Consider the following 25063-nt stretch of genomic DNA (forward strand, 5'->3'; position numbering starts at 1 on the left):
GCCGCACGGCCGTACGGGGCCACCGGACGCCCGTCGCGGCACCCTCCGGTCGACCCCGTTCAGCCGTTCGCCCAGCCCTGCCCGCGCAGCCAGTCCCCGACCACGGCCGCCGTGCCGGCCACGTCCCTGCGCAGGTCGTGGCCCGCGCCGGGGCGGGTCACCACGGTCACACCGGGGCTCGGCTCCGGCACCCCGAACGGATCCCGGTCGCCGTTCACGACGAGGGTCGGGAGGCCGGTCAGCAGCTCCGGCGCCCGGGAGCGTTCCGGACGGCCCGGCGGGTGCAGCGGGAACGCGAGCGCCAGGATCGCGGCCGCGCCCACCGCCCGGGCCGTCCGACAGGCCACCCGGGCCCCGCTGGACCGCCCACCGACGACCAGCGTCGGTACGTCCCGGTGCCGCTCGCGCAGCACGGCGACCACCGCCGTCCACGCCTCGTCCAGGTGCCCCGCAGGCGCCGGCGCGCGGCGCCCGGCCACCCGATACGGCTGGGTCACCCGGACCACGGCCACGCCCGCGGCCACCGCCACGTCGCGGACGGCGAGCAGGTCCGGCGCGTCCACCCCGCCGCCCGCGCCGTGCCCGAGCACGAGCAGCGCGGCCGGCGACCCGGCGGGCAGGTCGGTGTCGAGCCGGGCCGGACCGCGTGGGGTGGGCACCTCGTCCTGTGTCACCGGGCCATTCTCGGCCCTGCCGGCGCGTCGGCGCCCCGGCCCCGCCGACGGTCAGCTCAAGGGGACGAGAGTGAGCAGCCGGTCGCGTACCGGCGGGCCCGCCTCGCCCGCGGCCTCCGGATCCGGTTGGACCTCGCTGCGCCAGGCGACCAGCATGGCCCGGCGCTCGCGGGGCGTGGTGCCGCCCCACACGCCGTGACAGTCGCCAACCTCCAGCGCCCAGGCCAGGCACGAGCCCTGCACGTCGCAGCTGCGGCAGAGCGCGACCGCCGCGTCGGCGGGCTCGTTGGGCGCCGGGAAGAAGGTCTCCGGATCGACGCTCTGACAGGTGCCTCTGGTACGCCAGGCCTCGTCCTGGCGGCGCTCACGCAGTGCGCGGAGCAGTCGAGGATCTCGCCGCGCGGCGGCCACCTCGTGCGGACGGGGCATACGCGCCCGGGTCATCCACCCACCTCCCCCGTGGGACCGGCAAGATCGATGGGTGTCGTCCGCCCCCTGCGAATCGACACTCACCACCGGCGCTGTGTTCTATCGCACTTCCAGACGGGGTCACAAGGGGCAACCGCGAAGATGGCTGAACGGCCAGGAGACGTTTCGGCCGCAACTCAGGCAAATCGGCACATGACAATGTGCCGATCATGATCAGAAAAGGGTCACTTCCTCCGCGATCGACGGCCGGGCGAGCGGCACCCGCGCGGTCAGGTGCGGCCCGTCGTTGCGGACGTCGCCGACCGCCGGGCCGACCGGGCGCACCTCCAGCCCGGCCAACCAGTCCGGCGGAGGCGGGGCGAGCAGCGCCGCCGGATCGTCGGCCGGCGCGAGCCAGGACGCCCACCGCCCGTGCGGCAGGAGCAGCGGCATCCGGTCGTGCACCTCGGCCAGCTCGCCGACGGCGGCCGTGGTGAGCACGCTGAAGGTGAGCCGGGCGTCCGCCCCCGAGCCCCAGGCCGACCAGATGCCCGCGAAGGCGAGCACCGAGCCGTCCACCGGGGTCATGTAGTAGGCCTGCCGGCCGGTGGGCGTGCGGACCCACTCGTACCAGCCGTCGGCCGGCACCAGGCAGCGGCGGCGCGCGAAGGCGCCGGCGTACGCCCGGCTGGTGGCGATGGTCTCGGCGCGGGCGTTGATCATCCGGGCGGCGCCGGCGGCGCTGCGCGCCCAGTGCGGCAGGAACCCCCAGCGGGCCGCCGACAGGACGCGGTGCCCCTCCGCGCCGAGGCGGACCAGCGGGACCGGGTCGGTGGGCGCCACGTTGTGGTCGGGGGCGAGGCGGCCGTCGGTCTCGTCGTACGACTCGAACAGCGCGCTCAGCTCGCCCGCACTCCGGGTCGTCGCGTACCTCCCGCACATGGTGCACACGCTAACGCGCCGCGGGCCCGCCGGCTGTCCCGGAAACCGGGAGTCCGGGAGGCGGGCGGCGTCGTCGCCCGGCCGGCACGGCAGAATGTAACCGTGGGGAATCTGACCGCGACCCGGCCGCTGGAGCCGTGGACCGCACCGACCGCGTCCGACCCGGTGTCGGTCACGTTGCGCCTGCCGGGGTCGAAGTCGATGACCGCCCGCGCGCTGGTGCTCAGCGCGCTGGCCAACGGGCCGTCGACGCTGTCCGGGCCGCTGCGCGCGCGGGACACCGAGCTGATGGCCGCCGGCCTGCGCGGCATGGGTGCGCACATGTCGACCAGCGACGACGAGCGCTGGCTCGTCCGCCCGCACCGGCTGGTCGGGCCCGCGCACGTCGACGTCGGCCTGGCCGGCACGGTGATGCGCTTCGTACCGCCGGTGGCCGGCCTGGCCGACGGGCGGATCACCTTCGACGGCGACCCGCACGCCCGGACGCGCCCGCTCGGTCCGCTCATCGGGGCGTTGCGCTCGCTCGGCGTCCGCATCGACGTCGCCGGCGACGGCAGCCTGCCGCTGACCGTCCAGGGCGCCGGCCGGGTCACCGGCGGTGACGTCGTGATCGACGCCTCCGCCTCCAGCCAGCTTGTCTCCGGCCTGCTGCTGGCCGCGCCGCGCTTCGACCGGGGGGTCGTGGTCCGGCACGTCGGCCCGCCGGTCCCCTCCGCGCCGCACCTGCGGATGACCGTGCAGATGCTGCGGGCCGCGGGCGCGGCCGTCGACGACACCGTCGCGGACCTGTGGGCCGTCGAGCCCGGCCCGCTCGCCGGGCGCGGCTGGGAGATCGAGCCGGACCTCTCCGGCGCGGTGCCGTTCTTCGCGGCGGCCCTGGTCACCGGCGGGGAGGTCACCCTCCAGGGCTGGCCGCGCAGCAGCGCCCAGCCCGTCGACCGGCTCCGCGAGCTGCTCCAGCGGATGGGTGGCGAGGTGACCCTCTCCACCGCCGGGTTGACCGTCCGGGGCACCGGCGTGGTGCACGGGCTGGACGCCGACCTGTCCGACGTCAGCGAGCTAACCCCGGCGCTCACGGCGCTGGCCATGCTGGCCGACTCGCCGTCCCGGTTCACCGGGGTGGCGCACATCCGCGGTCACGAGACCGACCGCATCGCGGCCCTCGCGCGCGAGTTCACGGCGCTGGGCGCCGACCTCACCGAGAGCCGCGACGGGCTGGAGATCCGGCCGCGCCCGCTGCGGGGCGGGGAGTTCCGGACGTACGCCGACCACCGGATGGCGCACGCCGCGGCGGTGGCCGGGCTGGCCGTGCCGGGCATCGAGGTCGACGACGTCACCTGCACCTCGAAGACCATGCCCGAGTTTCCGGCACTATGGTCGGCGATGGTGACCGGCAAGAGCTGAGGCGACGGAGGGACGGTCCTGGCGACCAGACGGCGGGAGTACGACGAGGACGACGTACGGGTCCGGCCCGGGAAGTCCTCGCGTCCACGTACCCGCACCCGTCCCCGGCACGCCGACGCGGTCGAGGGCTTCGTCGTCGCCGTGGACCGGGGCCGCTACACCTGCGTGCTGCCCGACTCCGGGCCCGAGGTCCCCGCCGTCACGGCCATGCGCGCCCGGGAACTGGGGCGCAAGTCGGTGGTCGTGGGCGACCGGGTGGGCCTTGTGGGCGACACGTCGGGCGCGCCGGGCGCGCTGGCCCGGATCGTCCGGATCGCGGAACGGCGTTCGGTGCTGCGCCGCACGGCCGAGGACGACGCCACGACCGCCGAGGGGCGGCTGGAGCGCGTCGTGGTGGCCAACGCCGACCAGCTGGTGATCGTCAGCGCGCTGGCCGACCCGCCGCCGCGCACCGGGTTCATCGACCGCTGCCTGGTGGCCGCGTACGACGCCGACGTCGAGCCGCTGCTCTGCCTCACCAAGGCCGACCTCGCGGGGCCGGAGGCGGTGCTCGACTACTACGCCGAGCTGGAACTGCCGTACGTGCTCATCCGTCCGAATTCGGAGCTGGACGCGCTGCGGGCGTTGCTCGCCGGGCGGATCTCGGTGCTCGTGGGGCACTCCGGCGTGGGCAAGTCGACCCTGGTGAACCGCCTGGTCCCGGAGGCCGCTCGGGCGGTCGGCACCGTCAGCGCGATCGGCCGCGGGCGGCACACCTCGACCAGCGCGGTGGCGCTGCGGCTGCCACCCGCGTCGGGCGGGGCCGACCCGGCCGCCGAGGGCTGGATCATCGACACGCCCGGCGTCCGCAGCTTCGGGCTGGCGCACGTCTCGGCCGACAGCCTGCTGCACGGCTTCCCCGACCTGGTGGAGGGGACGGTCGACTGCCCCGCGAACTGCCCGCACACGGCCGACGAGGCGGACTGCGGGCTGGACGCCTGGGTCGCGGCCGGCAAGGCCGACCCGCGCCGGCTCGCGTCGTACCGCCGGCTGCTGGCCTCCCGGGCCGGCGAGACCGACCCCCGCGGCGAGCCGGACCAGCGCGGCGAGCCGCCCGTCGTCGGGTGAGCCGGCCCGGGTCGGCTAGGTTGCCGGCATGACCGGGTACGCCGACGACCTCGCCCTCGCCCACACCCTCGCGGACGCCGCGGACGCCGTGTCGACGGCCCGGTTCCGGGCGCTCGACCTCCGGGTCGAGTCGAAGCCGGACCTCACCCCGGTCTCCGACGCGGACACGGCGGTCGAGCGGGAGATCCGCGCGCTGCTGGCCGAGCACCGCCCGGCCGACGGGCTGCTCGGCGAGGAGTACGGCGCCCAGCCGGCGACCGGTCCGGGCGGCCGGCGCTGGGTGATCGACCCGATCGACGGCACCAAGAACTTCGTCCGTGGCGTGCCCGTCTGGGCCACCCTGATCGCCCTGCTCGAGGGGGACCGGCCGGTGCTCGGCGTGGTCTCCGCACCGGCGCTGGGCCGCCGCTGGTGGGCGGCGGAGGGCGCGGGCGCGTGGGCGGGGCCGGACCGTACGGCCGGCGAGCCGATCCACGTCTCGGCGGTGCACCGGCTCGCCGACGCCAGCTTCTGCTACTCGTCGCTCGGCGGATGGGAGGACGGCGGACGCCTCGACGCGATGCTCGGCCTCATGCGGGACTGCTGGCGCAGCCGGGCGTACGGCGATTTCTACGGCTACATGCTGCTGGCCGAGGGAGCACTGGACGTGATGGTGGAACCGGAGCTGTCGCTCTGGGACGTCGCCGCCCTGGTGCCGATCGTGACCGAGGCGGGCGGCACGATCACGGACCTGACCGGCGCAAACTCCCCCGCGGGCGGCCCCGGCACCGAGCACAGCGCGGTCGCGACCAACGGCCCGCTGCACGCCGACATCCTGGCCCGGCTCGCTCGGCCAGCCGAGCGCTGACCCTCACCGAGCCTCTATCCTCGCCAGGTGGTCTCCTCCGGCTGGTGCTTCCTCGCGGCCATGATCGTCGCGTACGGCGTGGCCAACCTGCTCCAGTCGGTGGCCGCCGCCCGCACCACGGTGCACCACTCGTTCGACCCCGGGCTGCTGCTGCGGCTCGCCGGCCACCGCACCTACCTGGTGGGGGTGGTCTGCCAGCTCGGCGGTTTCCTGCTGGCCTTCCTCGCGCGGCGGGACCTACCACTGTTCCTCGTGCAGTCGAGCGTGGCGGCCGGGCTCGGGGTGACCGCCATTCTCGGCGTGGTCGTGCTGAAGTGGCGGCTGCCGGTCGCCGAGGTGGCGCTGCTGGCGCTGCTCTTCGCCGGCATCAGCGCGCTGGTGCTGGCCGCCCGGCCGGCGCCGTCGAAGCAGCTCGGCCCGGGTGGCCTCATCGCCCTGCTGCTGGTGCTCGCGCTCATCGCGGTGCTCGGCGTCTTCGCCGTCCGCCTGCACGGGGCGCCCGGCTCGGTCGCGCTCGGCTCGCTGGCCGGGCTGGCGTTCTCCGCCGCCGCCGTGGCCGCCCGCCCGCTCGCCTCCACGCCGTCGGCGGAGGCGTTCGCCCGCAACCCGCTGCTCTACCTCCTGGTCGCGCACTCGATCGTCGGGCAGCTGCTGCTCGGCCTCGCCATGCAGCGCGGGTCGACCACGGCGGCGGTCGCGGCGATGGACGCCGCCGGCGCCGTGCCCGCGGCGATCGTGGGGCTGCTGCTGCTCAACGACAAGATCTGGCCCGGCCGGGAGTGGCTGGCGGGCGCCGGTTTCCTGATCACGCTGGCCGCCGTGATCGGCCTGACCCGGTACGCCCAGCCGCAGCACCAGCAGACGACACCCCGGGGACGCCGCGACCGCGCGATGGTCGGCGCCGCGAGGCCGGGCTGACGGCGCGCGACCGCCCCCCGGCGACGCCGAGGGCCCTGACCGGCCCGCATTCAGGGCCCGACCGGCCGGCGCTGCTCAGGCCTCGACCGGCCGGCGTCGGCGGACGACCCGCTCGTAGAGGCGCTCCAGCGCGCCGGCGGTCCGTTCCCACGTGTAGCTGCACCGCACCCGGTCCACCGCCGCATGGCCGTACGCGAACCGCCCCGCGTTGTCGGCGAGCAGCCGGCGCAGTGTCACGCCGAGGGTGCGCACGTCGCCCGGCGGCACCAGCCGCCCGGTGACCTCGTCCACCACGGCGTCGGCGATCCCGCCCATGGCGTAGCCGACCACCGGCACGCCGCAGGCCATCGCCTCCAGCGACACCCGCCCCGCCGACGAGTAGTGCGGGGTGCAGGCGACCACGTCGGCCGACCGGTACCAGGTGGCCATCTGGTCGTGCGGCACGGCGCCCACGAGGCGCACCTGCTCGCCGACCCCGCTGCGCTCGGCCAGCTCGCGCAGCCGCCGCGCCTCGGCGTGGGTGTCGAGCTGCTCGACGGGCGGGCCGCCCGCGATCACCAGCTCGGCGTCGCCCACCAGCCGCATGGCCTGGATGAGGTCCTCCTGGCCGTGCCCCGGCGACAGGCCGCCCACGGAGAGGATCCGGGGCCGCTGGTCGCGCGGCGCCGCCTCGCCGTCGGGGTGGAACTGCTCGACGTCGACCCCGGTGGGCACCATCGCCACCGAACTGCGTTGCAGTCCCATCCGGGTGAGTTCGTCGACCTCGTCGTTGCACTGCGCCACCGCGATGTCCACCGCGCGGGTCAGCGCCCGCTCCAGCGGGATGCGCTCCCCCGGGCCGTCGTACGCCCGGCCGAGGTGGCGCAGCTGCTCGATGCCGAGCGAGTGGAAGGTCTGCACGACGGGGATGTCGGTCTCCCGGACGGCGTGCGCCGCGGCGAGCCCACCGACCCAGTAGTGCCCGTGCACCACCTCCGGGCGCCAGTCGCCGGCCCAGCGGTCGGTGAGCCAGCCGCCGAACTCCGCCACGTGCGGGATCAGCTCGGCGGTGGGCAGCGGCGCGGCCGGTCCCACGGGTACGCGTTCCACCCGGTAGCCGTCGACCTCGAACGTCTCCGGCAGCCCGGCGCCGTCCCGGCGCTCGTAGACCCGGACGTCATGGCCTCGTCCGGCCAGTTCGGCAGCGACCCGTGCGATGTGCTGGTGCGTGCCGACGGTCGGGCCGTCGGTCGTCCTGGACGGGCCGGCGTGCGCGCAGACGAGGCCGACGCGCATGGGTCACCTCCATGCGGTTTCCTTGGTGGTCCTCCCGGTCAGAGGGTCCCATTAACCACGGGCCCAGAAGCCGAAACCTGGCAGATCGGGAAGAGCCACGCGAGTGCCCCGGACACTTCCGCCACGACAAGCATCAGGCGTACCGGAAACATCCTCCGATGATCACGGTCCGTGGTGATCTGGCGGGTTCGGCGGCATGACCCACCCCGGCCGGGGGTACGGGCGAGGAATGCCTCTCACCCGCAGCCTCGATGACGCCACCGTGGTGATCACCGGCGCCTCAAGCGGCATCGGCGCCGCCACCGCGTACGCGCTGGCCCGCCGGGGAGCCGCGATCGTGCTCGCGGCGCGGAGCGAGCCGGCGCTGACCCAGGTGGCCCAACGCTGCCGCGCACTGGGCGGCCGGGCGCTGGTCGTGCCCACCGACGTCACCGACGCGGACTCGGTGCAGCGGCTGGCCGACCGGGCGGCGGCCGAGTTCGGCCACGTGGACGGCTGGATCAACAACGCCGCCGTGGGCGCCGTGGGGCTCTTCGACGAGATCCCGGTGGCCGAGTTCCGCCGGGTGCTGGAGGTCAGCCTGCTCGGCGCGGTGCACGGCCTGCGGGCCGCGCTGCCCCATCTCAGCGCCGCCGGGGGCGGCGTCGTGGTCAACAACGCCTCCGTGCTGGCCGAGGTGGCGATGCCGTACCAGTCGCCGTACAACGCCGCCAAGCACGGCCTGCGGGGCCTGGCCGACACGGTCCGCCAGGAACTGCGGGTGACGGGCCGGGGCAACATCTCCATCTGCACCGTGCTGCCCGCCACCATCGACACCCCCTTCTTCCGGAAGGAGGCGAACCACAGCGGGCGCGAGGTGCTGCCACCACCACCGGTCTACCCGCCGGAGACGGTGGCGGCGACCATCGTCCGGCTGCTGCGCCGGCCGCGCCGCGAGGCGTACGCGGGTGGCGCGGCGCGGCTGATGGGCCTCCAGTGGCGGTTGGCGCCGGCGCTCGGCGAGCGCCTCCTCGGCTGGTACGCGCACCGCACGCAGTTCGGGCCGGGTTCCCGCGCGGACAGTTCCGGGAACGTGTTCCGGGGCGGTGCGGAGGCCCGGCGCGAGGGCGGCTGGCACGGCCGGCGTCGGCAGCTCGTACGGATGACGGCCGCGTTCGGCCTTGCCGCCGCCGGGACCGCGGTCGGGACGATGGCCGCGCGGACGCGTCGGGCCCGAACGGAACGGTCATGAACCGGACCGACCGGCCGGATGCGCGGACGGCCAGCGGCGGGCAGAATGAAGCGATCATGCCAACGGACGTGCGCTGCCTGGTGGAGGTGGACGAGTCCTCCGCCGTGGTCCGGATCACCGGAGTGCTGGAGCCGTCCGACACGGCCGCCGTGCGCGACGCGCTGCTCGCCCGGATCTGGGCGCGTCCCGGCCCCGTGGTGGTGGACCTGACCGGCCTTCGGGTCAGCGAGCCGGCCGTCCGCGCTGTCTTCGCCGACGTGCAGCGCGAGGTGGCGGACTGGCCGGCCGCGGCGCTGCTGGTCTGCGACCCCGTCGTCGGCGCGGCCCCCCGGTCCGACCCGGCGCTGGCCGGGGTGGCGGTCCTGCCCAGTCTGGACGCGGCGCTGGCGGCGCTCGCGGAGTCCCCGATGGCGGCCGTGCTCACCGCCGACCTTCCTCCGGTGCTGGGTGCCGCGCGGGAGGCCCGGGAGATGGTCGCCGACGGCTGCCGGCGCTGGGGGGTGCCGGCGCTCGCCGAGGCCGGCGGTATCGCGATCACCGAGATGGTCAACAACGTGGTGGCCCACGCGGGTACGCCGATGACCGTGCGGCTCGCTCCGGTGGGCGAGACGCTGCACCTGGCCGTCCGGGACCACTCGGCACGGCAGCCCGCGTTCGCCGGGCCGGCTCCGGTGAACTCGCCCGGCGGCCGGGGTCTGCTGCTCATCGACATGGTCGCCCGGCGCTGGGGCAGCAGCCCGGTCCCGGACGGCAAGGTCGTCTGGTGCGTCCTAGACCCAGAAGACCAACCCAAGCCCTAGCCCACCACCCGGCCCCACCCACCCACCCCCGCGGTCGATCATGCAGTCATGGTGGGGGTTATGGGGCGGTTAGCGGCTTTTGAGGGGCACCACAACTGCATGATCGACGGGTCGAGTGGGTAGAGATCCGTCATGCGCGACGACGAGTACCCGACCCCCGTGTCCGACCCGGAGGCCAACGGCCTGCCGCAGACCGCCGACGACGACTCGACCGCGAACGACGACGTGCTGACCGGTCGCGAGGCGGACGGCCCCGACCCGGCGCAGTTGCCCGCCGACCGGACGCCGGTCGCCGTGGACCGCTACGGGACCACGGCCGACGAGCAGCTCGACGGCGAGTCGCTGGACTACAAGCTCCAGCGCGAGGTCTACGAGCGCCCCGCCGACGATCCACTGGCCGGCCCGGTGGACCCGGGTATCGCGGCGGAGGCGGACAGCGAGGAAGCCGCGGCGCAGGCCCAACTCGACGCCGACGTGATCGACGACGGCCCGACGTCCGACCCGAACTCGCCGGTCTCGCTCTACGACCACGGCCAGCTCGGCACGGTGGCCGACGCGCAGGTGGGCCGGATCGTGGAACCGGACGAGGGGTCCCACACCGACCAGGAGACCGACAACGTGGCGTACGACGCGGGCTCGGCCGGCGGCGGCGCCACCGCGGAGGAACTGGCCGTACACGAGACCAATCCGCCGCCCGCGGTCTGACCGCGCCGTCGCGCGACCCGCACCACCACCGATCCGGCGCCGCCCCCGTGGCGGTGCCGGATCAGTCGTCCAGGCCCCGCTCGATCGCGTACCGGGTCAGCTCCACCCGGTTGTGCAGCTGGAGCTTGCCCAGCGTGTTCTGCACGTGGTTCTGCACCGTACGGTGCGAGAGCCCGAGCCGCGTGGCGATCTGCTTGTACGACAGTCCCTTCGCCACCAGCCGCAGCACCTCGGTCTCCCGTTCGGTCAGCCGGGGCGCCGCCCCGGCGGCCGGCCCCGCGTCCCGTCCCTCCGGAGCGGCCGCCAGCCGCCGGTACTCACCCAGGACGAGGCCGGCCAGGCCGGGTGTGAACACCGGCTCCCCCGCCGCCCCGGCGGCCGGCCCCGCGTCCCGTCCCTCCGGAGCGGCCGCCAGCCGCCGGTACTCACCCAGGACGAGGCCGGCCAGGCCGGGTGTGAACACCGGCTCCCCCGCCGCGGTCCGGCGCACCGCGTCCAGGAACTCGTCCGGCGCGGCCGATTTCACGAGGTAGCCGGTGGCGCCCGCCTTCACCGCGTCCAGGACGCTCTGCTGCTCGCCGCTGGCGGAGAGCATCAGCACGCGCACCTGCGGCAGCGCCGCCCGCAGCCCCTGGATGACGGCCACACCGGAGATGTCCGGCAGCTGCAGGTCCAGCACCACCAGGTCGGGCCGGGCCGCGGGCGCCACCCGGATCGCCTGCCGCCCCTCGCCCGTGGCGGCCACCACGAGGTGACCGGCCTCGGTGAGGTCCCGCGCCACCCCCTCCCGCCACATGGGGTGGTCGTCGACGACCATCACGCGCACAGGCCCGCCGCCCGGCCCGCCAGCCACCGGCCCGGCCCCGGTCACCGGTCACTCCTCGGCACGGTCAGCTCGACCTCCGTGCCGGCGCCGGGCGTCGACACGATGCGTACCGTGCCGCCCAGCGCCGCGATCCGGCCACGGATCGACTGCGCCACACCGAGCCGCCCCTGCGCCGCCGCCTCGTCCAGCCGGCCGTCCGGGATGCCCGGCCCCTCGTCGCGTACGGACACCGTCACGGTCTCCCCCTCGTCCTCGATCAGCACCCAGGCCCGCCCGCCGGCGTGCCGTCCCACGTTGTCCAGCGCGGCCCCGGCCGCGGCGGCCAGCTCCGTCGCCACCGCGGCGGGCAGCGGCACCGGGGTGGCCGGAGCCGACACGGAGACCGCCGTCCCGGCGTGCCGCTGGAGCAGGACGCGCAGGTCGGTGGGACCGTCGACGGGCGCCCGGGGCGGCGGCACGGACCCGGCGACCAGCGCCCGCAGGGCGACCTCCTGCTCCCCGGCGAGCCGGGCCAGTTCCCCGGCCTCCCCTGGCAGGTGCGCGCCGCGCCGCTGCACGAGGGCGAGCACCTGGAGCACCGAGTCGTGGATGTCCCGGGCCAGCCGCTCGCGCTCGCGCGTGGCCGCTTCCAGCTCCACGGCCCGTTGCAACCGCTCCTCGGCGGTGACCGCCAGCCTCGCCACGTGCCCGACCACCACGCCGGCGAGCAGGAGCAGGATGGCCCCGGTGAACGAGGACGGGCTGATCCGGTCCCGGGTGGCGAGGTCGGTGCCGCCCACCAGGAGGGCGGCGATCGTCCCGCGCCGCCGGCCTCCCGAGACGGCCCAGGCCAGGACCGGCCCGGCGAGCCAGGCCACCGCGAGGGTGGGCACCCCGTCGTGCAGCGCCGCCCGCCCTATCACCCACGGCGTGGCGATCATGATCGCCAGCACCACACCGAGGTCGGCCAGGAGCAGGGGCCAGCGCCGCCAGGCCGGCCGGGCGTAGCCCCACGCCGTCACGGCGGTCCAGGCGGCCATGGCCAGGACCAGCCCGCCGGCCGCGAGCGGGTGGGCGTACCGGCCGCCGTCGCGCACGGCCAACAGGCAGACGTACGCGAGAGAGGCCACCCGGAACACCGCGATCGCCCGCCACAGCGGCACCTCAAAACCACCCGGCGACGACGGCATGGCGTCACGATGCCACAACGGGTTCCGCCATCCGGGGTCCGCCCGCTGCGGGCCGGGAAACCCTGACGTACGGTGGAAATGCCGCGAATAACTCCGAGATCCGCTGTCGGGACGGGCCATGACGAACGCCGACCATCGCTCACCGCGTACGGTTGTGCCCATCGAACCTGCCCTTCTCATCGCCGAGACCTTCGACCGGGCTCAGGTGACCGAGCTGCGTCACTCGGTCACCGCCTGCGCGCAGGCCGCGGGCCTGCACGGCCAGCGCCTGGACGACTTCGTGCTCGCGGTCAACGAGCTGATCACCAACGCCGTGCGGCACGGCGGAGGGCAGGGCGCGCTGCGGCTATGGCGGAACGACGGGCGGCTCGTCTGCGAGGTCGCCGACGAGGGCCTCGGCATCAGCGCGCAACGGCTGGACGATCGGACCCGGCCGGCGCCGGAGACCGCGGGCGGCTGGGGCCTCTGGCTGGCCCGACAGCTCAGCGACACCATGGAGGTGATGAGCGGCGCGACCGGCACGGTCGTCCGGATCACCACCGAGATCGCCGCCCCGGCCGCCGCCGACCTGCCCGACTGAGCCCCGCGGCGCCCCGGCCGACCGAGCCGCACGGCACCCGGAAGGAGGCGGCGACCGTCAGCCGAAGAGGGCGCTCACCGACTCGCCGTTGTGGATCCGCCGCATCGCCTCCGACAGCGCCGGCGCCACGGACAGCACCCTCAGCTTCGGCACCCGCTTCTCCGCGGGGATCGGCACCGTGTTGGTGCAGACGATCTCCAGGACGCCCGGCTGGTCGCTGAGCCGGGCCAGCGCGCCGCTGGAGAAGAGGCCGTGCGTGCAGGCCAGCCGGATCGAGCGCACGTTCCGGTCGCGCAGGTGGTCCATCAGCTCGATCACCGTGCTGCCCTTGGCGATCTCGTCGTCCAACACGATCACGTCGCGGTCCGCCACGTCGCCGATCACCGCGCTGATGGTGACCTTGTCGTCGCTGAAGCGCTGCTTCGCGCCGGCGGCGACCGGGGTGCCGAGCCGGCGCGCGAACGCGGCCGCCTCCTTCGCGTTGCCCAGGTCCGGCGAGACGACCACGGTGTTGCTCAGGTCGTAACGCTTGAAGTGCCCGGCCAGCTCGCGCAGCGCGTGCAGGTGGTCGACCGGCACGCTGAAGAACCCGTGCACCTGCGGCGAGTGCAGTGTCATCGCCAGCACCCGGTCCGCGCCGGCCGAGGTGAGCAGGTCGGCCACGAGCCGGGCGCCGATCGAGATCCGCGGCGCGTCCTTCTTGTCAGACCGGGCGTACGCGTAGTGCGGCAGCACCACGGTGATCCGGCCCGCGGAGGCGCCACGGGCCGCGTCGATCATCAGCAGCAGCTCGACGAGGTGCTCCTGCACCGGGGGCACCAGGGGCTGGATCAGGAAGACGTCCCGCTCCCGGCAGTTGGCCTGGAGCTGCACCTCGAGGCAGTCGTTGGCGAACCGGGAGACCCGCACCGGGTGCAGTGGCACGCCGAGGTGGGCGCAGATCTCGGCGGCGAGGTCGGGATGGGCGGTTCCGCTGAACACGGCGATGTCACGCACGTCTGCACATCGTACGGCTGGTGGTCGGGGGTGGCGGGCGCCGGGCGGCGGCGCGGACGGCGACCGCGGCGGTCGGCGCGTCACCGCCGCGGCGGGTACGGTGCTGCCGTGACCGGAGAGTACGTCGCCGCCATCGACCAGGGCACCACCTCCTCGCGCTGCATCCTCTTCGACCGGGCCGGGGACATCGTCTCCGTGGCGCAACGGGAACACCGGCAGATCTTCCCCCGGCCCGGGTGGGTCGAGCACGACGCCGAGGAGATCTGGGCGAACGTCGAGCAGGTGGTCCGGGAGGCGTTGGCGTCGGCCGGCACCGACACGGCGGGGCTGGCCGCGGTCGGCATCACCAACCAGCGGGAGACCACCCTCGTCTGGGACCGGGCCACCGGCCGCCCGGTGGCCAACGCGATCGTCTGGCAGGACACCCGGACCGAGCCGCTGCTGCGCGAACTCGCCGAGACGTACGGCGAGGAGCGGTTTCGCACCCGCACCGGCCTGCCGCTGGCCACCTACTTCGCCGGCCCGAAGCTGCGCTGGCTGCTGGAGAACGTCGACGGGCTGCGCGCCCGCGCCGAGGCGGGCGAGGTGCTCTTCGGCACGATGGACAGTTGGCTCGTCTGGAAGCTGACCGGCCGGCACGTCACCGACGTGACCAACGCCAGCCGCACGATGCTCATGGACCTGTCCACGCTGGACTGGGACGCCGAACTGCTCGACGCCATGGGCGTGCCGGCCGCCATGCTGCCCGAGATCCGCAGCTCCGCCGAGGTCTACGGGACGGCCACCGGCGTGCTCGCGGGGGTGCCGGTGGCCAGCGCGCTCGGCGACCAGCAGGCCGCGCTGTTCGGCCAGACCTGCTTCCAGCCCGGCGAGGCCAAGTGCACGTACGGCACGGGCAGCTTCCTCCTGCTCAACACCGGGGCCAGCCCCGTGACGTCGTCGCACGGCCTGCTCACCACGGTCGCGTACCGGATCGACGGCCAGCCGGCCGCGTACGCGCTGGAGGGCGCCATCGCGGTGACCGGGGCGCTGGTCCAGTGGCTGCGGGACAACCTGGGCCTGATCGCCACCGCCCCCGAGGTGGAGGATCTGGCCCGCACGGTCGAGGACAACGGCGGCTGCTACGTGGTGCCCGCGTTCTCCGGCCTGTTCGCCCCGCACTGGCGCAGCGACGCCCGCGGGGTGATCGCCGGGCTCACCGGCTACATCACCAAGGGGCACCTGGCCCGGGCGGCGCTGGAGGCGTCCGCCTGGCAGACCCGCGAGGTGGTCGACGCGATGAACGCCGACTCGGACGTCGCGCTGCGCCGGCTGCGGGTGGACGGCGGGATGACGGCCAACCAGCTGCTCATGCAGTTCCTCGCCGACGTCGTCGACGTCCCGGTGGTCCGCTCCCGGATCACCGAGACCACCTGCCTCGGCGCCGCGTACGCGGCCGGCCTGGCGGTCGGCTACTGGCCCGACCTGGCCACTCTGCGGGAGCGGTGGCGCTCGGACGCCCAGTGGACGCCGGGGATGGACCCGGCGCACCGCGACCGGGAGCTGCGCAACTGGCGCAAGGCCGTGCAGCGGACGCTCGACTGGCTGGACTGAGCGCCCGCCGGGGAGGGCTAGACGCCCCGACGGCCCGCGTGTGGGACCGCGCGCACCGGGTAGACGCCTCCCACTGCTTCGCCCTTCCGGCGGAGCCGCCGTGGGAAGGAGGAGACCCTATGTCCCGCATGGGCCATGCGCCGTCCCACGACGGCGAGTTCGAATTCTGGCGAAACCACGCACAGATCTCGCTGCAACCGGTCGCCGCGCCATCGATCCTCGGCCTGTTCGGCTTCGCCGCCGCCACGTTCGTCGTGGCGACGAACCTCGCGGGCTGGTGGGGCGACAGCAACGCGCCGAACTTCCTGTTCCCGTTCGCCGCGTTCACCGGAGGGCTCGCCCAGTTCCTCGCCGGGATGTGGGCCTACCGGGCCCGCGACGGCATCGCCACCGCCATGCACGGCATCTGGGGAGCGTTCTGGCTCTCCTACGGCGTGCTCTTCCTGCTCGTCGCGGTCGGCGTGCTGACCGTGCCGACCCCCTTCGTGGCGCTCGGCTACTGGTTCCTCGCGCTCGCCGCGATCACCTGGTCCGGAACGCTGGCCGCCTTCGCGGTGAACCTCAGCCTCGTCGCCGTGCTCGGGACCCTCGCCGCGGGCGCCACCTGCCAGGCGATCGGTCAGCTCGCCGACATCTCGGGCTGGCGGACAGCCGGCGCGTACCTCTTCATCATCTCGGCGATCGCCGGCTGGTACACGGCCACAGCCATGATGCTGGAGGCCGCGTACCGGCGGGTGATCCTGCCGATGGGCAAGCGCGGCGCGCCGGACCGGCCGGGCCAGGAACCCCGGCAGACCATCCAGTTCGTGTCCGGCGAGCCGGGCATCAAGGTCGGCCAGTGACGGTACGGGCGGGCGCCGCGCAGGGCGCCCGCCCCCTCACGCCCAGCGGTTGCCGGTGAGCGTCTCGTAGACGTCGACGTAGCGGGCCCGGGTCGCCTCGACCACGTCGGCCGGCATTTCCGGCGCCGGGGCCTGCTTGTTCCAGCCGCTGCTGGTGGCCCAGTCCCGCACGTACTGCTTGTCGTAGGAGAACTGGACCCGGCCCGGCTGGTACGACTGGGCCGGCCAGAACCGGGAGGAGTCGGAGGTCAGCAGCTCGTCGGCGAGGACCAGGGTGCCGTCGGGCGCCCAGCCCAGCTCGATCTTGGTGTCGGCGACGAGGATGCCCCGGTCCGCGGCGATCTCGGCGCCCCGCCGGTAGATGTCGAGGGTGATCTGGCGCAGCCGCTCGGCGGTCGCCTCGCCGACCTTGGCCACCACGTCCTCGTACGTGATCGGCTCGTCGTGCTCGCCGATCGGCGCCTTCGTCGACGGGGTGAAGATCGGCTCGGGCAGGATCGAGGCCTCGACCAGACCCCGGGGCAGCGGCACGCCGGACACCGCGCCGGTGCGCTCGTACTCCCGGAGCCCGCCACCGGTGAGGTAGCCGCGGGCCACGCACTCGACCGGCACCATCTCCAGCCGGCGGCAGCGGATCGCCCGGCCGGCGAACTCGGCCGGCACGTCGGTGGCCGAGACGACGTGGTTCGGCACCACGTCCGCCAGCTGTTCGAACCACCACAGCGAGAGCGCGGTGAGCAGCTTTCCCTTGTCCGGGATCGGCGTCGGCAGCGCCACGTCGTAGATCGAGATCCGGTCCGAGGCGACCAGGATCAGGTCGCCGCCGTCGGCGTAGACGTCCCGGACCTTGCCCGAGTGCAGAAGTTCCACGCGGCCTAGTACACCACGTGCGGCGCGTGGGCCGGTGAGGGTGCCCGCGGGCGACCCCGCCGCCCTGGCCGCCCCGCCGGCCCCGACCCGACGCGTCTGACCGGTGGCGGCGCGTGCTGTGCCCGGACGGCCGTTGACACCCTCGGGCGGTCCCTGCGTGAATGGGCCGGCCGTCCCGTTCGCCGTGTCCGCAGGAGTCCCGCGTGCCCGTTTCCCGACCGCTGTCCGCCGGGGCGGATCCCGGCCGGCGCCGGGTCCTCGCCGCGCTCCTGGGCTCCCCCGTCCTGGCCGCCGGCGGCCTCACCGGATGCCGCGCCGGGTCGTCGCCCTCCCCCGCCCGGGAGGGCCCGGTGGAGCTGTCGGTCTTCTGGTGGGGCGGGGCCAGACGCGCCGATCTCACCGAACGGGCCCTGCGCCTCTACACCGAGCGCCACCCGCGGGTGGGTTTCCGCGTCACCTGGCAGGGGCTCGACGGCTACTACTCCCGGCTGGCCACCCAGGCCCTGGGCGGCAACGTGCCCGACCTCATCCAGCTCGACGACGGGGTCCTCACCGAGTACGCCCGGCGCGGGATCCTCCTCGACCTGACCGACCACGTCTCGGACAACCGGCTCGACCTGCGCGACCTGCCCGAGGGGCTGGCCCGCTACGGCCAGGTGGACGGCCGCACGATGGCCGTCGCCGCCGGCCAGACCGCGGCGACGCTGGTCTTCAACCGGGAGCTGCTGCGTACGCTGCGCGTGCCCGAGCCGCGGACCGGGATGTCGTGGGACGAGTACGTGGACTGGGCCGCTCAGGTCACGCGCGCCAGCCGGGGCCGGGTCGCCGGCACGATGGACCCGTCCGGTGACGACCGGGCGCTGTGGCTCTGGCTGCGCGGCCAGGGCCGGGAGTTCTACCAGGGCCGCCAGCTGGGCTTCGGCGTCGACGAGCTGGTCGGCTGGTTCGCCCTGTGGCGGCGGGCCCGGGCGGCGCGGGCCACGCCGGGCGTGGCCCTCGTCGAGCAGGCCGACACCGGCGAGCCGGCCCGGCAACTGGTCGTGTCGGGGTTGACCGCCGCCTCCTTCGCCTGGTCGCACCAGCTGCCGGAGCTGCAAGGGCTCACCCGGGCGGAGCTGGGCGTGGCCCCCTTCCCCGGCTCCCCCGCCGCCCAGTGGCCCCGGGCGTCGATGTACTGGGCAGTGTTCCGGGGCAGCCGTAACCCGGACGCGGTGATCGACGTGATCAATTTCCTGACGACCGACGTGGCGGCGGGCGCCGTCCTCGGTCACGAGCGGGGGCTCACCCCGAGCCGGGCCGTGCGGGGAGCCGTGGCGGCGAGCGTCACCGACCCGGCCGAGCAGCGGGTCGCCGCGCTCGCCGGCACCATGAGCGCGGGGACGGGGCCGGCACCGGCCCCACCCCCGACCGGCCATCCCCGGGTGCGCACCCTGCTCGTCGAAGCCGCCGAGAGCGTCCGCGCCGGCCGGACCGCCGAGCGGGCGGCGGCCACCCGTTTCCTCGCCCAGGCCGCCGCCGCCCTGGCGGGCTGACCGCCGGGAGGCGAACCGGGACCGACGGGCGGCCGCCCCGGTCGGGCTCAGCGGCGCGGCGGGCCGCCCCGGCGACCGCGCATGAGTCGCAGCAGCAGGAGGACGATCACCACGACCACGACGAGGCAGCAGAGCAGCCCCAGGAAACCGAAACCACCGCCGCGGGACCGGCGCCGGGCGGCCTCCACCACCAGTTCACCGGTGCCGGTGGACGCCCAGGCCGCCACGGGTACGAACACCGCGAGCACGACCGAACCGAGGACCGCGCCGAGCCGGCCCCACCACTTGCCGAAGGAAGACATGTCCTCATCCTCGCCGAGGAGCGCAACCGGGGCACGCGGTCGACCGGGAACCGGCGCGCCATCGGCCGCAACAAGAAACCCGGGCCCCTCGTGTGCGAGGGACCCGGGTCATTGTCGTAGCGGGGACAGGATTTGAACCTGCGACCTCTGGGTTATGAGCCCAGCGAGCTACCGAGCTGCTCCACCCCGCGTCGGTGAACACCACTCTACCCCATCGTTTCCAGTGGTTTCCGCGGGCCCGCCGATTCCCGTCCGCCCTGGCCGGGAAGGGTGGTGGCCCGCCAGGACGGACGGGCCGCCACCCGTGGAACGCCCCTTCGCTCAGCGCTCGCAGCGCAGCGCGGACAGGTCGACGGCGTCGGCCATCGCCTGCATGCCCTTGTCGTTCGGGTGGAGGTGGTCCCCGCTGTCGAAGAACGGCAGGAGTGCCTGCGGGTCGTACGGGCTGCGGGTGATCCGGTCGACGTCCACCACGGCGTCGAAGGCGCCGCCGTGCCTGATCCAGTCGTTGACGCCCTGGCGCACCGCCTCACCGTCGGCGTCGTACTCGGACCAGCCCTTGTACGGCATGACGGTCGCCCCGACGACGCACTTCCCCGCCGCGTGCGCCCGGTCGACGACCTCCCGGTAGCCGGTGACCAGGTCGTCCACGGTGACGCCGGTGTGGGCCTTGATGTCGTTGACGCCCTCGAGCACCAGCACCGTCTCGACTCCCGGGTGGGAGAGGACATCGCGGTCCAGCCGGCGCAGCGCCGCCTGCCCGGCGCCGTCGGCCAGCACCTTGTTTCCCGAGATGCCCGCGTTGACCACGCCCTTCACCGTGCCACCGGTCGCCGCCTGGAGCCGCCGGGAGAGGTAGTCGGGCCAGCGCCGGTTCTCGTCCGGCGTGGACGCCCAGCCGTCGGTGATGGAGTCACCGAGCACCGCCACCGCCCCGACGTCCGTGGGCGTCTCGACGGTGACGGCGTCCAGCCAGTACCACGAGCCGATCCGGTCGGTCCAGTTCGTCGCCGCCTCCTCCGCGGCGTGGTCGCCCGCGGCGGCGTACGAGGTCTGCATGGCCATGCCGTGACCGGTCGTCGGCCCCTCCGCGCCGGTCACGTACAGGCTGACGACCAGGTTGCTCTGGGCCGCGAGCGTCCCCGGCAGGGGATCGCTGTCGACTGTCTCCCCCGCCGGGACGGTGACCGACGGCCGCCCGCCGAACGTCAACCGCCGGTTGCTGCCCTGGACCAGTTCCGCGCCCTGCCGCTGGAGTCCCGTCCAGGCGCTCGTGAACGTCACCGGGTGTTCGCCGAAGGCGTTGCTCAGGCGGATCCGCAGGTCCGTCCCGCCGACGCTGGTGCGTACGACGAGCCGGTAGCTGCGGTCGGCGGGCCCGGCGCCCTGCCGGTCGGCGCTGGCGCCCCAGGTGGCGACCGGGTGGCGGTCCCGACGGGCCGATGCCGCCACCGGCCCGGTGTGCGCCACCCCCGCGGGCCGGGTCTGCGGCGCGACCGACCCGGACGGTCGGGCCTGCGCCGCCGCGGGGAGCAGCGGTACGCAGGCCGCCGTGACCAGGACGGCGGCGAGCACCCGCAGGCCACGCGAACGGCTCGGCGCCGTGGCGACCGCGGTCGCGGCGGCCATCAGAAGTCCCCCAACGTGACGGACCGGCCCGGTACGAGGTCGACGCGGCGTGCCCTGCCACCGGCCACCACGGTCGTGCTCCGGCCACCGGTGCTCGTGAGTCGCGCCCGGGTGACCCGGCCGTTCGCCCAGCTCACGTCCACGACGAAGCCACCCCGGACGCCCACGCCGGACACCGAACCGGCGGCCGCCCAGGCGGCGGGCAGGGCGGGCAGCAGCTCGACGTGGCCGGGCCGGGAGTACACGAGCATCTCGATGATCGCGGCGGGGGTGCCGAGGTTCGCGTCGATCTGGAAGATGCCGCGGCCCGGGTTGGTCTCGTAGATGTCGAAGAGGTTCATGGCGGTGCCGTTGCCGCCGTTCACGGACGGCTTCAGGTTGGTGGCCAGCAACCGGTACGCGGTCTCCGCGTCCTTGAGGCGGGCCCAGCACAGGCTCCGCCACGCGTTGGCCCAGCCGAAGCTGTTCATGCCCCGCGCCGTGAGCAGGGCCGTCGCGCCGGCCACCAGCTCCGCCGGCGTGGATCCGTCCGGGCGGATCCGGTCGCCGGGAAAGAGGCCGATCAGCGGGGAGAGGTGCCGGTGGGTGGTCTCACCGAGATTGTCGGGTGACATCCACTCCTGGAGCCAGCCCGTCGTGGGGCTGACCTCGGGAAGGTACAGGCGCTCGCGGAGCCCGGCGACGGTCTCGGCGTAGCCGCTGTCCCGGCCGAGCACCTGCGTGGCGGTGAGGTAGTTCCCGAAGAGCTGCCACACCAGTTCCTGGGCGTAGGTGATGCCCCTGGCGTCCTGCGGCCCGTGCTCCGGCGACCAGTCGGCGTCGTCGACCAGAACCTCCCGCGAGACGCCGGAGGCGTCGGTGACGGTGCTGGTGACGAGGCGGGCCGCCCAGAACTCCACGGCGCCCTTGAGCAGCGGGTAGACCTTCGCCAGGTAGGCGCGGTCCTGGGTGTACTCGAAGTGCTCGAAGAGGTTCTGGCAGAGCCAGGCGTTGCCGGCCGGGTGCCACCACCAGCCGCTTCCGCCGTACGGGTTGGTGGAGAAGGCCACCGCCCAGCCGGCGACCCGGCCGGTGGAGTTGCGGAACCGGTTGGTGGGGCTGTTGAACAGGCGCCGGGTGACGTCCGTCCAGGACGGCAGTTGCGCGAGGCAGTAGTCGGCGAGCGCGTCGAAACAGGAACCCAGTGCCGCGCGGTCGGCCAGCCAGTAGTTCATCTGGATGTTGACGTCGGTGTGGTAGTCGCCCATCCAGTCCGGGTCGTTGCCCTCCAGCCACGGGCCCTGGAGGCCGAGGGGCAGACTCCCCCGGGATCCGGAGATCATCAGATAACGGCCGAACTGCAGGTACGCGGCTTCCAGCTCCGGGTCGGGGACGTCGTCGCGCCACCGGGCCTGCACCCGCTCCCACGTGTCCAGCTCGCGCAGCCAGGCGGGCGAGGGGCCGAGGTCGACGGCGAACCGCTCGAAGAGCGGGCGTACGTCGGCCACGTGGGTGTGCAGCAGGTCCCGCACGGGCTCGCGGGCCGCGGCGAGCACCTTCGTACGGGCCAGGCGCTCGGGGTCCACGGACGGGTCGCGGAACCCGGCGGCCTGGTCGGGCGCGTAGTTCGTGCCCCCGCTCACCACGACCGTGAGGTCCCGGCAGTCGGCGAAGGCGATCGAGGTGCCGGTGACCGTGACCGTCCCGCTGGCGCTGTGCACGGTGACGGCAGCGCCGTACCGCAGCCCGTTGGCGAACGACGCCCCGAACGAGGCGCAGCGGCGCGCCGCGTCGACGGTGGTGGCCTCGCCGTGGGTGCCGGCCAGGGAGACCGTCCCGGTGTACGCGCCCCGCCCCTCCTGCGTGAAGTGCAGGACGATCACGTCGTCCGGCCGGCTCGCGAAGATCTGCCGCCGGTAGGTCACGCCACCGACGTCGTACGTGGCGCCGACGAGGCCCTGGGCGAGGTCGAGGGTGCGGCGGTAGGCGTCGACGACGCCGAGGTCGTGCCCGGGGATGTCGACGGTGAGGGTGGCCAGCTGGGTCAGCGAGCCGAAGTCGTCCCGGCCGTACGGGAACTGGCCGTCGCTCTGGAGGGTGTCGTTGAGCCCTCCCGTCCAGAGGGTGGCGTCGGTGATCGCGAGCAGTTCGTTGGCGGGATCGTTGCCCGCGAGCGCCCCGAGGCGGCCATTGCCGACCGGCAGTCCCTGCTCGATGAGGGAGCCTGCGGCGCCGGGCGCCTTCCACCAGAGCTGGTTCCGCGCGGCGTCCTCGGGATCGAGCAGGGGCGACGTGGTGGGGCGTCGGGGCGCGGCCGACGCCGCGAAGGTGGGCAGGCCGCCCAGAGCGGTGACCAGCCCGGAGGCGGCGGCGAGGGCCAGGAGACCCCGCCGGCTCGGACGGATGTCGTGCGGTTCGGTGTTCCGGATGTCCATGTCCGTGCTCCAACCTGGGCGAACGGGTTCCACCGGGTGGGACCCCGCCGCCAGGCAGGGCCCCACGGGGCGGGTCAGGGCGTCTGCGGTACGTCGATCCGGTCGATGTCGGGCGCGTACCAGTCGGCGCTGTCGACCGTGATGGTGTTGGCGCCGGCCTTCAGGGCGAGCTGGACGCTGACGGTCTCGGCCGTGCCCCAGTCGCCCGTGGAGGGGAACCGCAGGCTCGTGCCGTTGCCGCCGTTGGCGGAGACGGTCGCCGAGCGGATGTCGCCGCTGACGTAGGAGATGGCGACGGTGTAGATGCCGTCCCTGCGTACCGTCACGTCGTTGAACCGGAGCTTGCCGCCGAGGTAGAGGTTGCCGACCTTCTGGCCGCCGGAGCAGGCGTCGCACCCGGCCACGGAGGCGTTGCCGCTCAGCGTGTTGGTGGCGGCCTCGGCCTCGTACCGCGTCGTGACCAAAGCGGGCCCGCCCGGCCGGACGGTGAACAGCCGTGATCCGTGCGCGGGTAGCGCCGCCCCGATGCTGTCCTTGTACGTGCCGAGGGTCTTCCGGTTCCAGAGGTCCCGCACGGTGGCCTTGCCGGTGAACCCGAGCGACGCCCAGTGGGCGGTGACGGAGGCCGGCGCGTCGGCGAGGTTGAACAGGGCCACCGTCCAGCTGCCGTCAGGGTTCTTCGCGGCCCAGACCGGCTGGTCGCCGGCGGGGGTGACCGGCCGGGCCGGCGGTGCCCCGTCCTGGTCGACCGCGATGACCTCGCTGTTGGTGAGCAGGGACAGGCCGTAGTCGTCGAGCCGGGTGAGGTCGTCGCCGGTGTAGAGGGGCGACTTCGAGATGGCCCACAGGGTCATGTAGGTCTGGCGTTCGGCCTGGGTGAGGCCGTCCATCGCGCCGTTGCCCACGTTGAGGGTGTCGAGGTCGTTCCAGCCGCCGGGGCCGGCCTTGCGGCTCCAGGCGGGCGCGTCGTCGAACCGGTCGTCGACCGAGTTCTCCCAGGTGACCAGCGTGTTGCAGTAGCACTCGACGTCGGTGTCTATCCGCCAGCCGTTGGAGTACCGCTTCCAGTCCGCGGCGTGGCCGATGTCGAGCGACCAGGACAGTTCGAGGTGGATCGGCCGGCCGGTGGCGGCGATCGCCTTCTGCCACGCGGCCACGTCGGCGACGTTGTCGTAGTTGTCGCCGGACTTGAACGAGCCCGGCCCGACACCGTCGAGCTTGAGGAAGTCGTACCCCCAGTCGGCGAACATCCGGGCCTGGGAGTCGATGTACCGCTGGGCGCAGGGGTCGTCGAAGTCGATCTTGTAGGCGCTGTCCCAGCCGTTCGTGGTGCGCAGGTCCGGGTACACGATGTCGGCCGTGGTGCACCCGGGCGCGTTCCAGATGGGCGCGGCACCGCCCGCGTACGCCTCCTTCTCCAGGCCGACGGGCAGGTAGATGCCCGCCTTCAACCCCTTGGCGTGGATGTGGTCGGCGACCGCCTTCATCCCGCGCGGGAACCGGACCGGGTCGGGCGTCTGCCGGGCGTACTCGTCGAACCTCGGCGTCCAGTCGTTGTCACGCCACCAGCCGGCGTCGATGTTGACGTACTCGTAGCCGTACGGCTTGAGTCGGGTGGCGAGCGCGTCCGCCTGCTTGAGGACGTTCGCCTCGGTGAGGTAGCTGTAGTCACCGTCCGGGTTCAGGCCGGGGTACTTGGACGACTGCATGCTCCAACTGCTCCACCCCAGATAGGGGCGTTCCGCGAGGCCCGTGGCCGCCATGTCCACGGTGGACGGAGCGGTGACCGGCGCCGCCGTGACGTCGGGCGCGGCGGCGTGGGGCGTGGCGGCGTCGGGCGCGGCGGCCCGCGCCGGAACGGCCGGCCCGCCGAGTGCCACGACCAGCGCCGTGGCCACCACGGGGAGTCCGGTCCGGCGCCGGACGCGTCTGCGGGTTCTCATTCCATCAACCTCCTGCGGGCGGGTGGTGCCGGTCGCACGGCCGGCCTCCGCCGGTC

The 25063-nt window shown here is 74.4% G+C and carries 22 protein-coding genes, 1 tRNA gene and 1 pseudogene; 11 read left to right on the top strand and 13 right to left on the bottom strand.

The features are described 5' to 3' along the window. Positions 1-59 precede the first annotated feature (59 nt). From D7193_RS18030 to D7193_RS18040, 3 genes are all read right to left on the bottom strand, one after another. Positions 60-674 carry an alpha/beta hydrolase family protein gene (locus tag D7193_RS18030; RefSeq protein WP_120780692.1) on the bottom strand — a complete coding sequence of 205 codons (615 nt, stop codon included), beginning with the start codon at positions 672-674 and terminating at the stop codon, positions 60-62. A 51-nt stretch (positions 675-725) separates the two neighbouring features. Further along, positions 726-1118: a WhiB family transcriptional regulator gene (locus D7193_RS18035; protein ID WP_120780693.1), complete on the bottom strand. Its 393-nt coding sequence runs from the start codon at positions 1116-1118 to the stop codon at positions 726-728. A gap of 198 nt (positions 1119-1316) precedes the next feature. Beyond that, on the bottom strand, positions 1317-2024 hold the full coding sequence (locus D7193_RS18040) for an SOS response-associated peptidase (protein ID WP_120780694.1): 708 nt from the start codon (positions 2022-2024) through the stop codon (positions 1317-1319). Positions 2025-2126: 102 nt separating this feature from the next. On the opposite strand from D7193_RS18040, the gene aroA reads away from it, so the two are divergent. The 4 genes and pseudogenes from aroA to D7193_RS18060 all read left to right on the top strand — a co-directional run bounded on the left by aroA (position 2127) and on the right by D7193_RS18060 (position 6418). Further along, positions 2127-3428: a 3-phosphoshikimate 1-carboxyvinyltransferase gene (aroA, locus tag D7193_RS18045; RefSeq protein WP_120780695.1), complete on the top strand. Its 1302-nt coding sequence runs from the start codon at positions 2127-2129 to the stop codon at positions 3426-3428. A 141-nt stretch (positions 3429-3569) separates the two neighbouring features. Next, a complete protein-coding gene (gene rsgA / locus D7193_RS18050) occupies positions 3570-4535 on the top strand; it encodes a ribosome small subunit-dependent GTPase A (protein WP_241563172.1) in 966 nt (321 codons plus the stop codon). A gap of 28 nt (positions 4536-4563) precedes the next feature. Further along, positions 4564-5382 (top strand): histidinol-phosphatase, encoded by an 819-nt coding sequence (gene hisN, locus D7193_RS18055; RefSeq protein WP_120780697.1) that lies wholly within the window; start codon positions 4564-4566, stop codon positions 5380-5382. 60 nt (positions 5383-5442) lie between these two features. Beyond that, positions 5443-6418, top strand: a pseudogene (locus tag D7193_RS18060) (hypothetical protein). Here the strand turns inward: D7193_RS18060 and D7193_RS18065 are convergent. After that, the gene (locus D7193_RS18065; RefSeq protein ID WP_120780699.1) at positions 6376-7575 is read right to left on the bottom strand and encodes a glycosyltransferase; all 1200 of its coding nucleotides are present in this window, start codon (positions 7573-7575) and stop codon (positions 6376-6378) included. The pseudogene D7193_RS18060 and the gene D7193_RS18065 overlap by 43 nt on opposite strands. A 229-nt stretch (positions 7576-7804) precedes the next feature. Between D7193_RS18065 and D7193_RS18070 the strand changes: the two genes are divergently transcribed. From D7193_RS18070 to D7193_RS18080, 3 genes are all read left to right on the top strand, one after another. Next, positions 7805-8806: an SDR family oxidoreductase gene (locus tag D7193_RS18070; RefSeq protein ID WP_120780700.1), complete on the top strand. Its 1002-nt coding sequence runs from the start codon at positions 7805-7807 to the stop codon at positions 8804-8806. A gap of 56 nt (positions 8807-8862) precedes the next feature. Then, positions 8863-9606: an ATP-binding protein gene (locus tag D7193_RS18075; RefSeq protein WP_241563174.1), complete on the top strand. Its 744-nt coding sequence runs from the start codon at positions 8863-8865 to the stop codon at positions 9604-9606. Between the two features lie 132 nt (positions 9607-9738). Next, positions 9739-10311 (top strand): DUF5709 domain-containing protein, encoded by a 573-nt coding sequence (locus D7193_RS18080; RefSeq protein ID WP_120780702.1) that lies wholly within the window; start codon positions 9739-9741, stop codon positions 10309-10311. A 61-nt stretch (positions 10312-10372) separates the two neighbouring features. Here the strand turns inward: D7193_RS18080 and D7193_RS18085 are convergent, their stop codons facing one another. Both D7193_RS18085 and macS read right to left on the bottom strand, forming a co-directional pair. Continuing rightward, the gene (locus D7193_RS18085) at positions 10373-11128 is read right to left on the bottom strand and encodes a response regulator (RefSeq protein WP_120781354.1); all 756 of its coding nucleotides are present in this window, start codon (positions 11126-11128) and stop codon (positions 10373-10375) included. Between the two features lie 50 nt (positions 11129-11178). Continuing rightward, positions 11179-12306: a MacS family sensor histidine kinase gene (gene macS / locus D7193_RS18090; RefSeq protein ID WP_120780703.1), complete on the bottom strand. Its 1128-nt coding sequence runs from the start codon at positions 12304-12306 to the stop codon at positions 11179-11181. A 118-nt stretch (positions 12307-12424) separates the two neighbouring features. Here macS and D7193_RS18095 point away from each other — a divergent pair, with 118 nt between their 5' ends. Further along, on the top strand, positions 12425-12886 hold the full coding sequence (locus D7193_RS18095) for an ATP-binding protein (RefSeq protein ID WP_120780704.1): 462 nt from the start codon (positions 12425-12427) through the stop codon (positions 12884-12886). A 57-nt stretch (positions 12887-12943) separates the two neighbouring features. Here D7193_RS18095 and D7193_RS18100 read toward each other — a convergent pair whose 3' ends face one another. Continuing rightward, positions 12944-13882, bottom strand: coding sequence for a ribose-phosphate diphosphokinase (locus tag D7193_RS18100; protein ID WP_120780705.1), 939 nt, complete (start codon positions 13880-13882; stop codon positions 12944-12946). Positions 13883-13990: 108 nt separating this feature from the next. Between D7193_RS18100 and glpK the strand changes: the two genes are divergently transcribed. Beyond that, positions 13991-15475, top strand: coding sequence for a glycerol kinase GlpK (gene glpK, locus D7193_RS18105; RefSeq protein WP_120780706.1), 1485 nt, complete (start codon positions 13991-13993; stop codon positions 15473-15475). 119 nt (positions 15476-15594) lie between these two features. After that, entirely contained in the window at positions 15595-16317 is a 723-nt protein-coding gene (locus D7193_RS18110; RefSeq protein WP_120780707.1) for an acetate uptake transporter family protein, read from the top strand. 36 nt (positions 16318-16353) lie between these two features. On the opposite strand, the gene D7193_RS18115 is transcribed toward D7193_RS18110, so the two are convergent. Continuing rightward, the gene (locus D7193_RS18115; RefSeq protein ID WP_120780708.1) at positions 16354-17187 is read right to left on the bottom strand and encodes a phosphoribosylaminoimidazolesuccinocarboxamide synthase; all 834 of its coding nucleotides are present in this window, start codon (positions 17185-17187) and stop codon (positions 16354-16356) included. 203 nt (positions 17188-17390) lie between these two features. Between D7193_RS18115 and D7193_RS18120 the strand changes: the two genes are divergently transcribed. Then, the gene (locus tag D7193_RS18120) at positions 17391-18719 is read left to right on the top strand and encodes an ABC transporter substrate-binding protein (RefSeq protein WP_241563176.1); all 1329 of its coding nucleotides are present in this window, start codon (positions 17391-17393) and stop codon (positions 18717-18719) included. Between the two features lie 47 nt (positions 18720-18766). Here the strand turns inward: D7193_RS18120 and D7193_RS18125 are convergent, their stop codons facing one another. The 5 genes from D7193_RS18125 to D7193_RS18145 all read right to left on the bottom strand — a co-directional run bounded on the left by D7193_RS18125 (position 18767) and on the right by D7193_RS18145 (position 25007). Beyond that, positions 18767-19021 (bottom strand): hypothetical protein, encoded by a 255-nt coding sequence (locus D7193_RS18125; RefSeq protein ID WP_120780710.1) that lies wholly within the window; start codon positions 19019-19021, stop codon positions 18767-18769. Between the two features lie 117 nt (positions 19022-19138). Next, positions 19139-19212: transfer RNA gene (locus D7193_RS18130), tRNA-Met, on the bottom strand. Between the two features lie 130 nt (positions 19213-19342). Then, positions 19343-20650: an SGNH/GDSL hydrolase family protein gene (locus tag D7193_RS18135; RefSeq protein WP_120780711.1), complete on the bottom strand. Its 1308-nt coding sequence runs from the start codon at positions 20648-20650 to the stop codon at positions 19343-19345. Then, positions 20650-23064 (bottom strand): glycosyl hydrolase family 95 catalytic domain-containing protein, encoded by a 2415-nt coding sequence (locus D7193_RS18140; protein WP_120780712.1) that lies wholly within the window; start codon positions 23062-23064, stop codon positions 20650-20652. The genes D7193_RS18135 and D7193_RS18140 overlap by 1 nt, the downstream gene beginning before the upstream one ends. A gap of 74 nt (positions 23065-23138) precedes the next feature. Continuing rightward, positions 23139-25007 carry an alpha-galactosidase D gene (locus D7193_RS18145; protein WP_206611927.1) on the bottom strand — a complete coding sequence of 623 codons (1869 nt, stop codon included), beginning with the start codon at positions 25005-25007 and terminating at the stop codon, positions 23139-23141. Positions 25008-25063: the final 56 nt, after the last annotated feature.

This window comes from Micromonospora costi (assembly GCF_003626655.1).
Classification (GTDB): Bacteria; Actinomycetota; Actinomycetes; order Mycobacteriales; family Micromonosporaceae; genus Micromonospora; species Micromonospora costi.

Excerpts from the sequence above, each read along its gene's own strand:
- D7193_RS18035 (WP_120780693.1), bottom strand. The coding sequence starts at position 1,118 with ATGACCCGGGCGCGTATGCCCCGTCCGCACGAGGTGGCCGCCGCGCGG.
- D7193_RS18040 (WP_120780694.1), bottom strand. The coding sequence starts at position 2,024 with ATGTGCGGGAGGTACGCGACGACCCGGAGTGCGGGCGAGCTGAGCGCG.
- hisN (WP_120780697.1), top strand. The coding sequence starts at position 4,564 with ATGACCGGGTACGCCGACGACCTCGCCCTCGCCCACACCCTCGCGGAC.
- D7193_RS18065 (WP_120780699.1), bottom strand. The coding sequence starts at position 7,575 with ATGCGCGTCGGCCTCGTCTGCGCGCACGCCGGCCCGTCCAGGACGACC.
- D7193_RS18070 (WP_120780700.1), top strand. The coding sequence starts at position 7,805 with ATGCCTCTCACCCGCAGCCTCGATGACGCCACCGTGGTGATCACCGGC.
- D7193_RS18075 (WP_241563174.1), top strand. The coding sequence starts at position 8,863 with ATGCCAACGGACGTGCGCTGCCTGGTGGAGGTGGACGAGTCCTCCGCC.
- D7193_RS18080 (WP_120780702.1), top strand. The coding sequence starts at position 9,739 with ATGCGCGACGACGAGTACCCGACCCCCGTGTCCGACCCGGAGGCCAAC.
- D7193_RS18085 (WP_120781354.1), bottom strand. The coding sequence starts at position 11,128 with ATGGTCGTCGACGACCACCCCATGTGGCGGGAGGGGGTGGCGCGGGAC.
- macS (WP_120780703.1), bottom strand. The coding sequence starts at position 12,306 with ATGCCGTCGTCGCCGGGTGGTTTTGAGGTGCCGCTGTGGCGGGCGATC.
- D7193_RS18095 (WP_120780704.1), top strand. The coding sequence starts at position 12,425 with ATGACGAACGCCGACCATCGCTCACCGCGTACGGTTGTGCCCATCGAA.
- D7193_RS18110 (WP_120780707.1), top strand. The coding sequence starts at position 15,595 with ATGTCCCGCATGGGCCATGCGCCGTCCCACGACGGCGAGTTCGAATTC.
- D7193_RS18125 (WP_120780710.1), bottom strand. The coding sequence starts at position 19,021 with ATGTCTTCCTTCGGCAAGTGGTGGGGCCGGCTCGGCGCGGTCCTCGGT.
- D7193_RS18135 (WP_120780711.1), bottom strand. The coding sequence starts at position 20,650 with ATGGCCGCCGCGACCGCGGTCGCCACGGCGCCGAGCCGTTCGCGTGGC.
- D7193_RS18140 (WP_120780712.1), bottom strand. The coding sequence starts at position 23,064 with ATGGACATCCGGAACACCGAACCGCACGACATCCGTCCGAGCCGGCGG.
- D7193_RS18145 (WP_206611927.1), bottom strand. The coding sequence starts at position 25,007 with ATGAGAACCCGCAGACGCGTCCGGCGCCGGACCGGACTCCCCGTGGTG.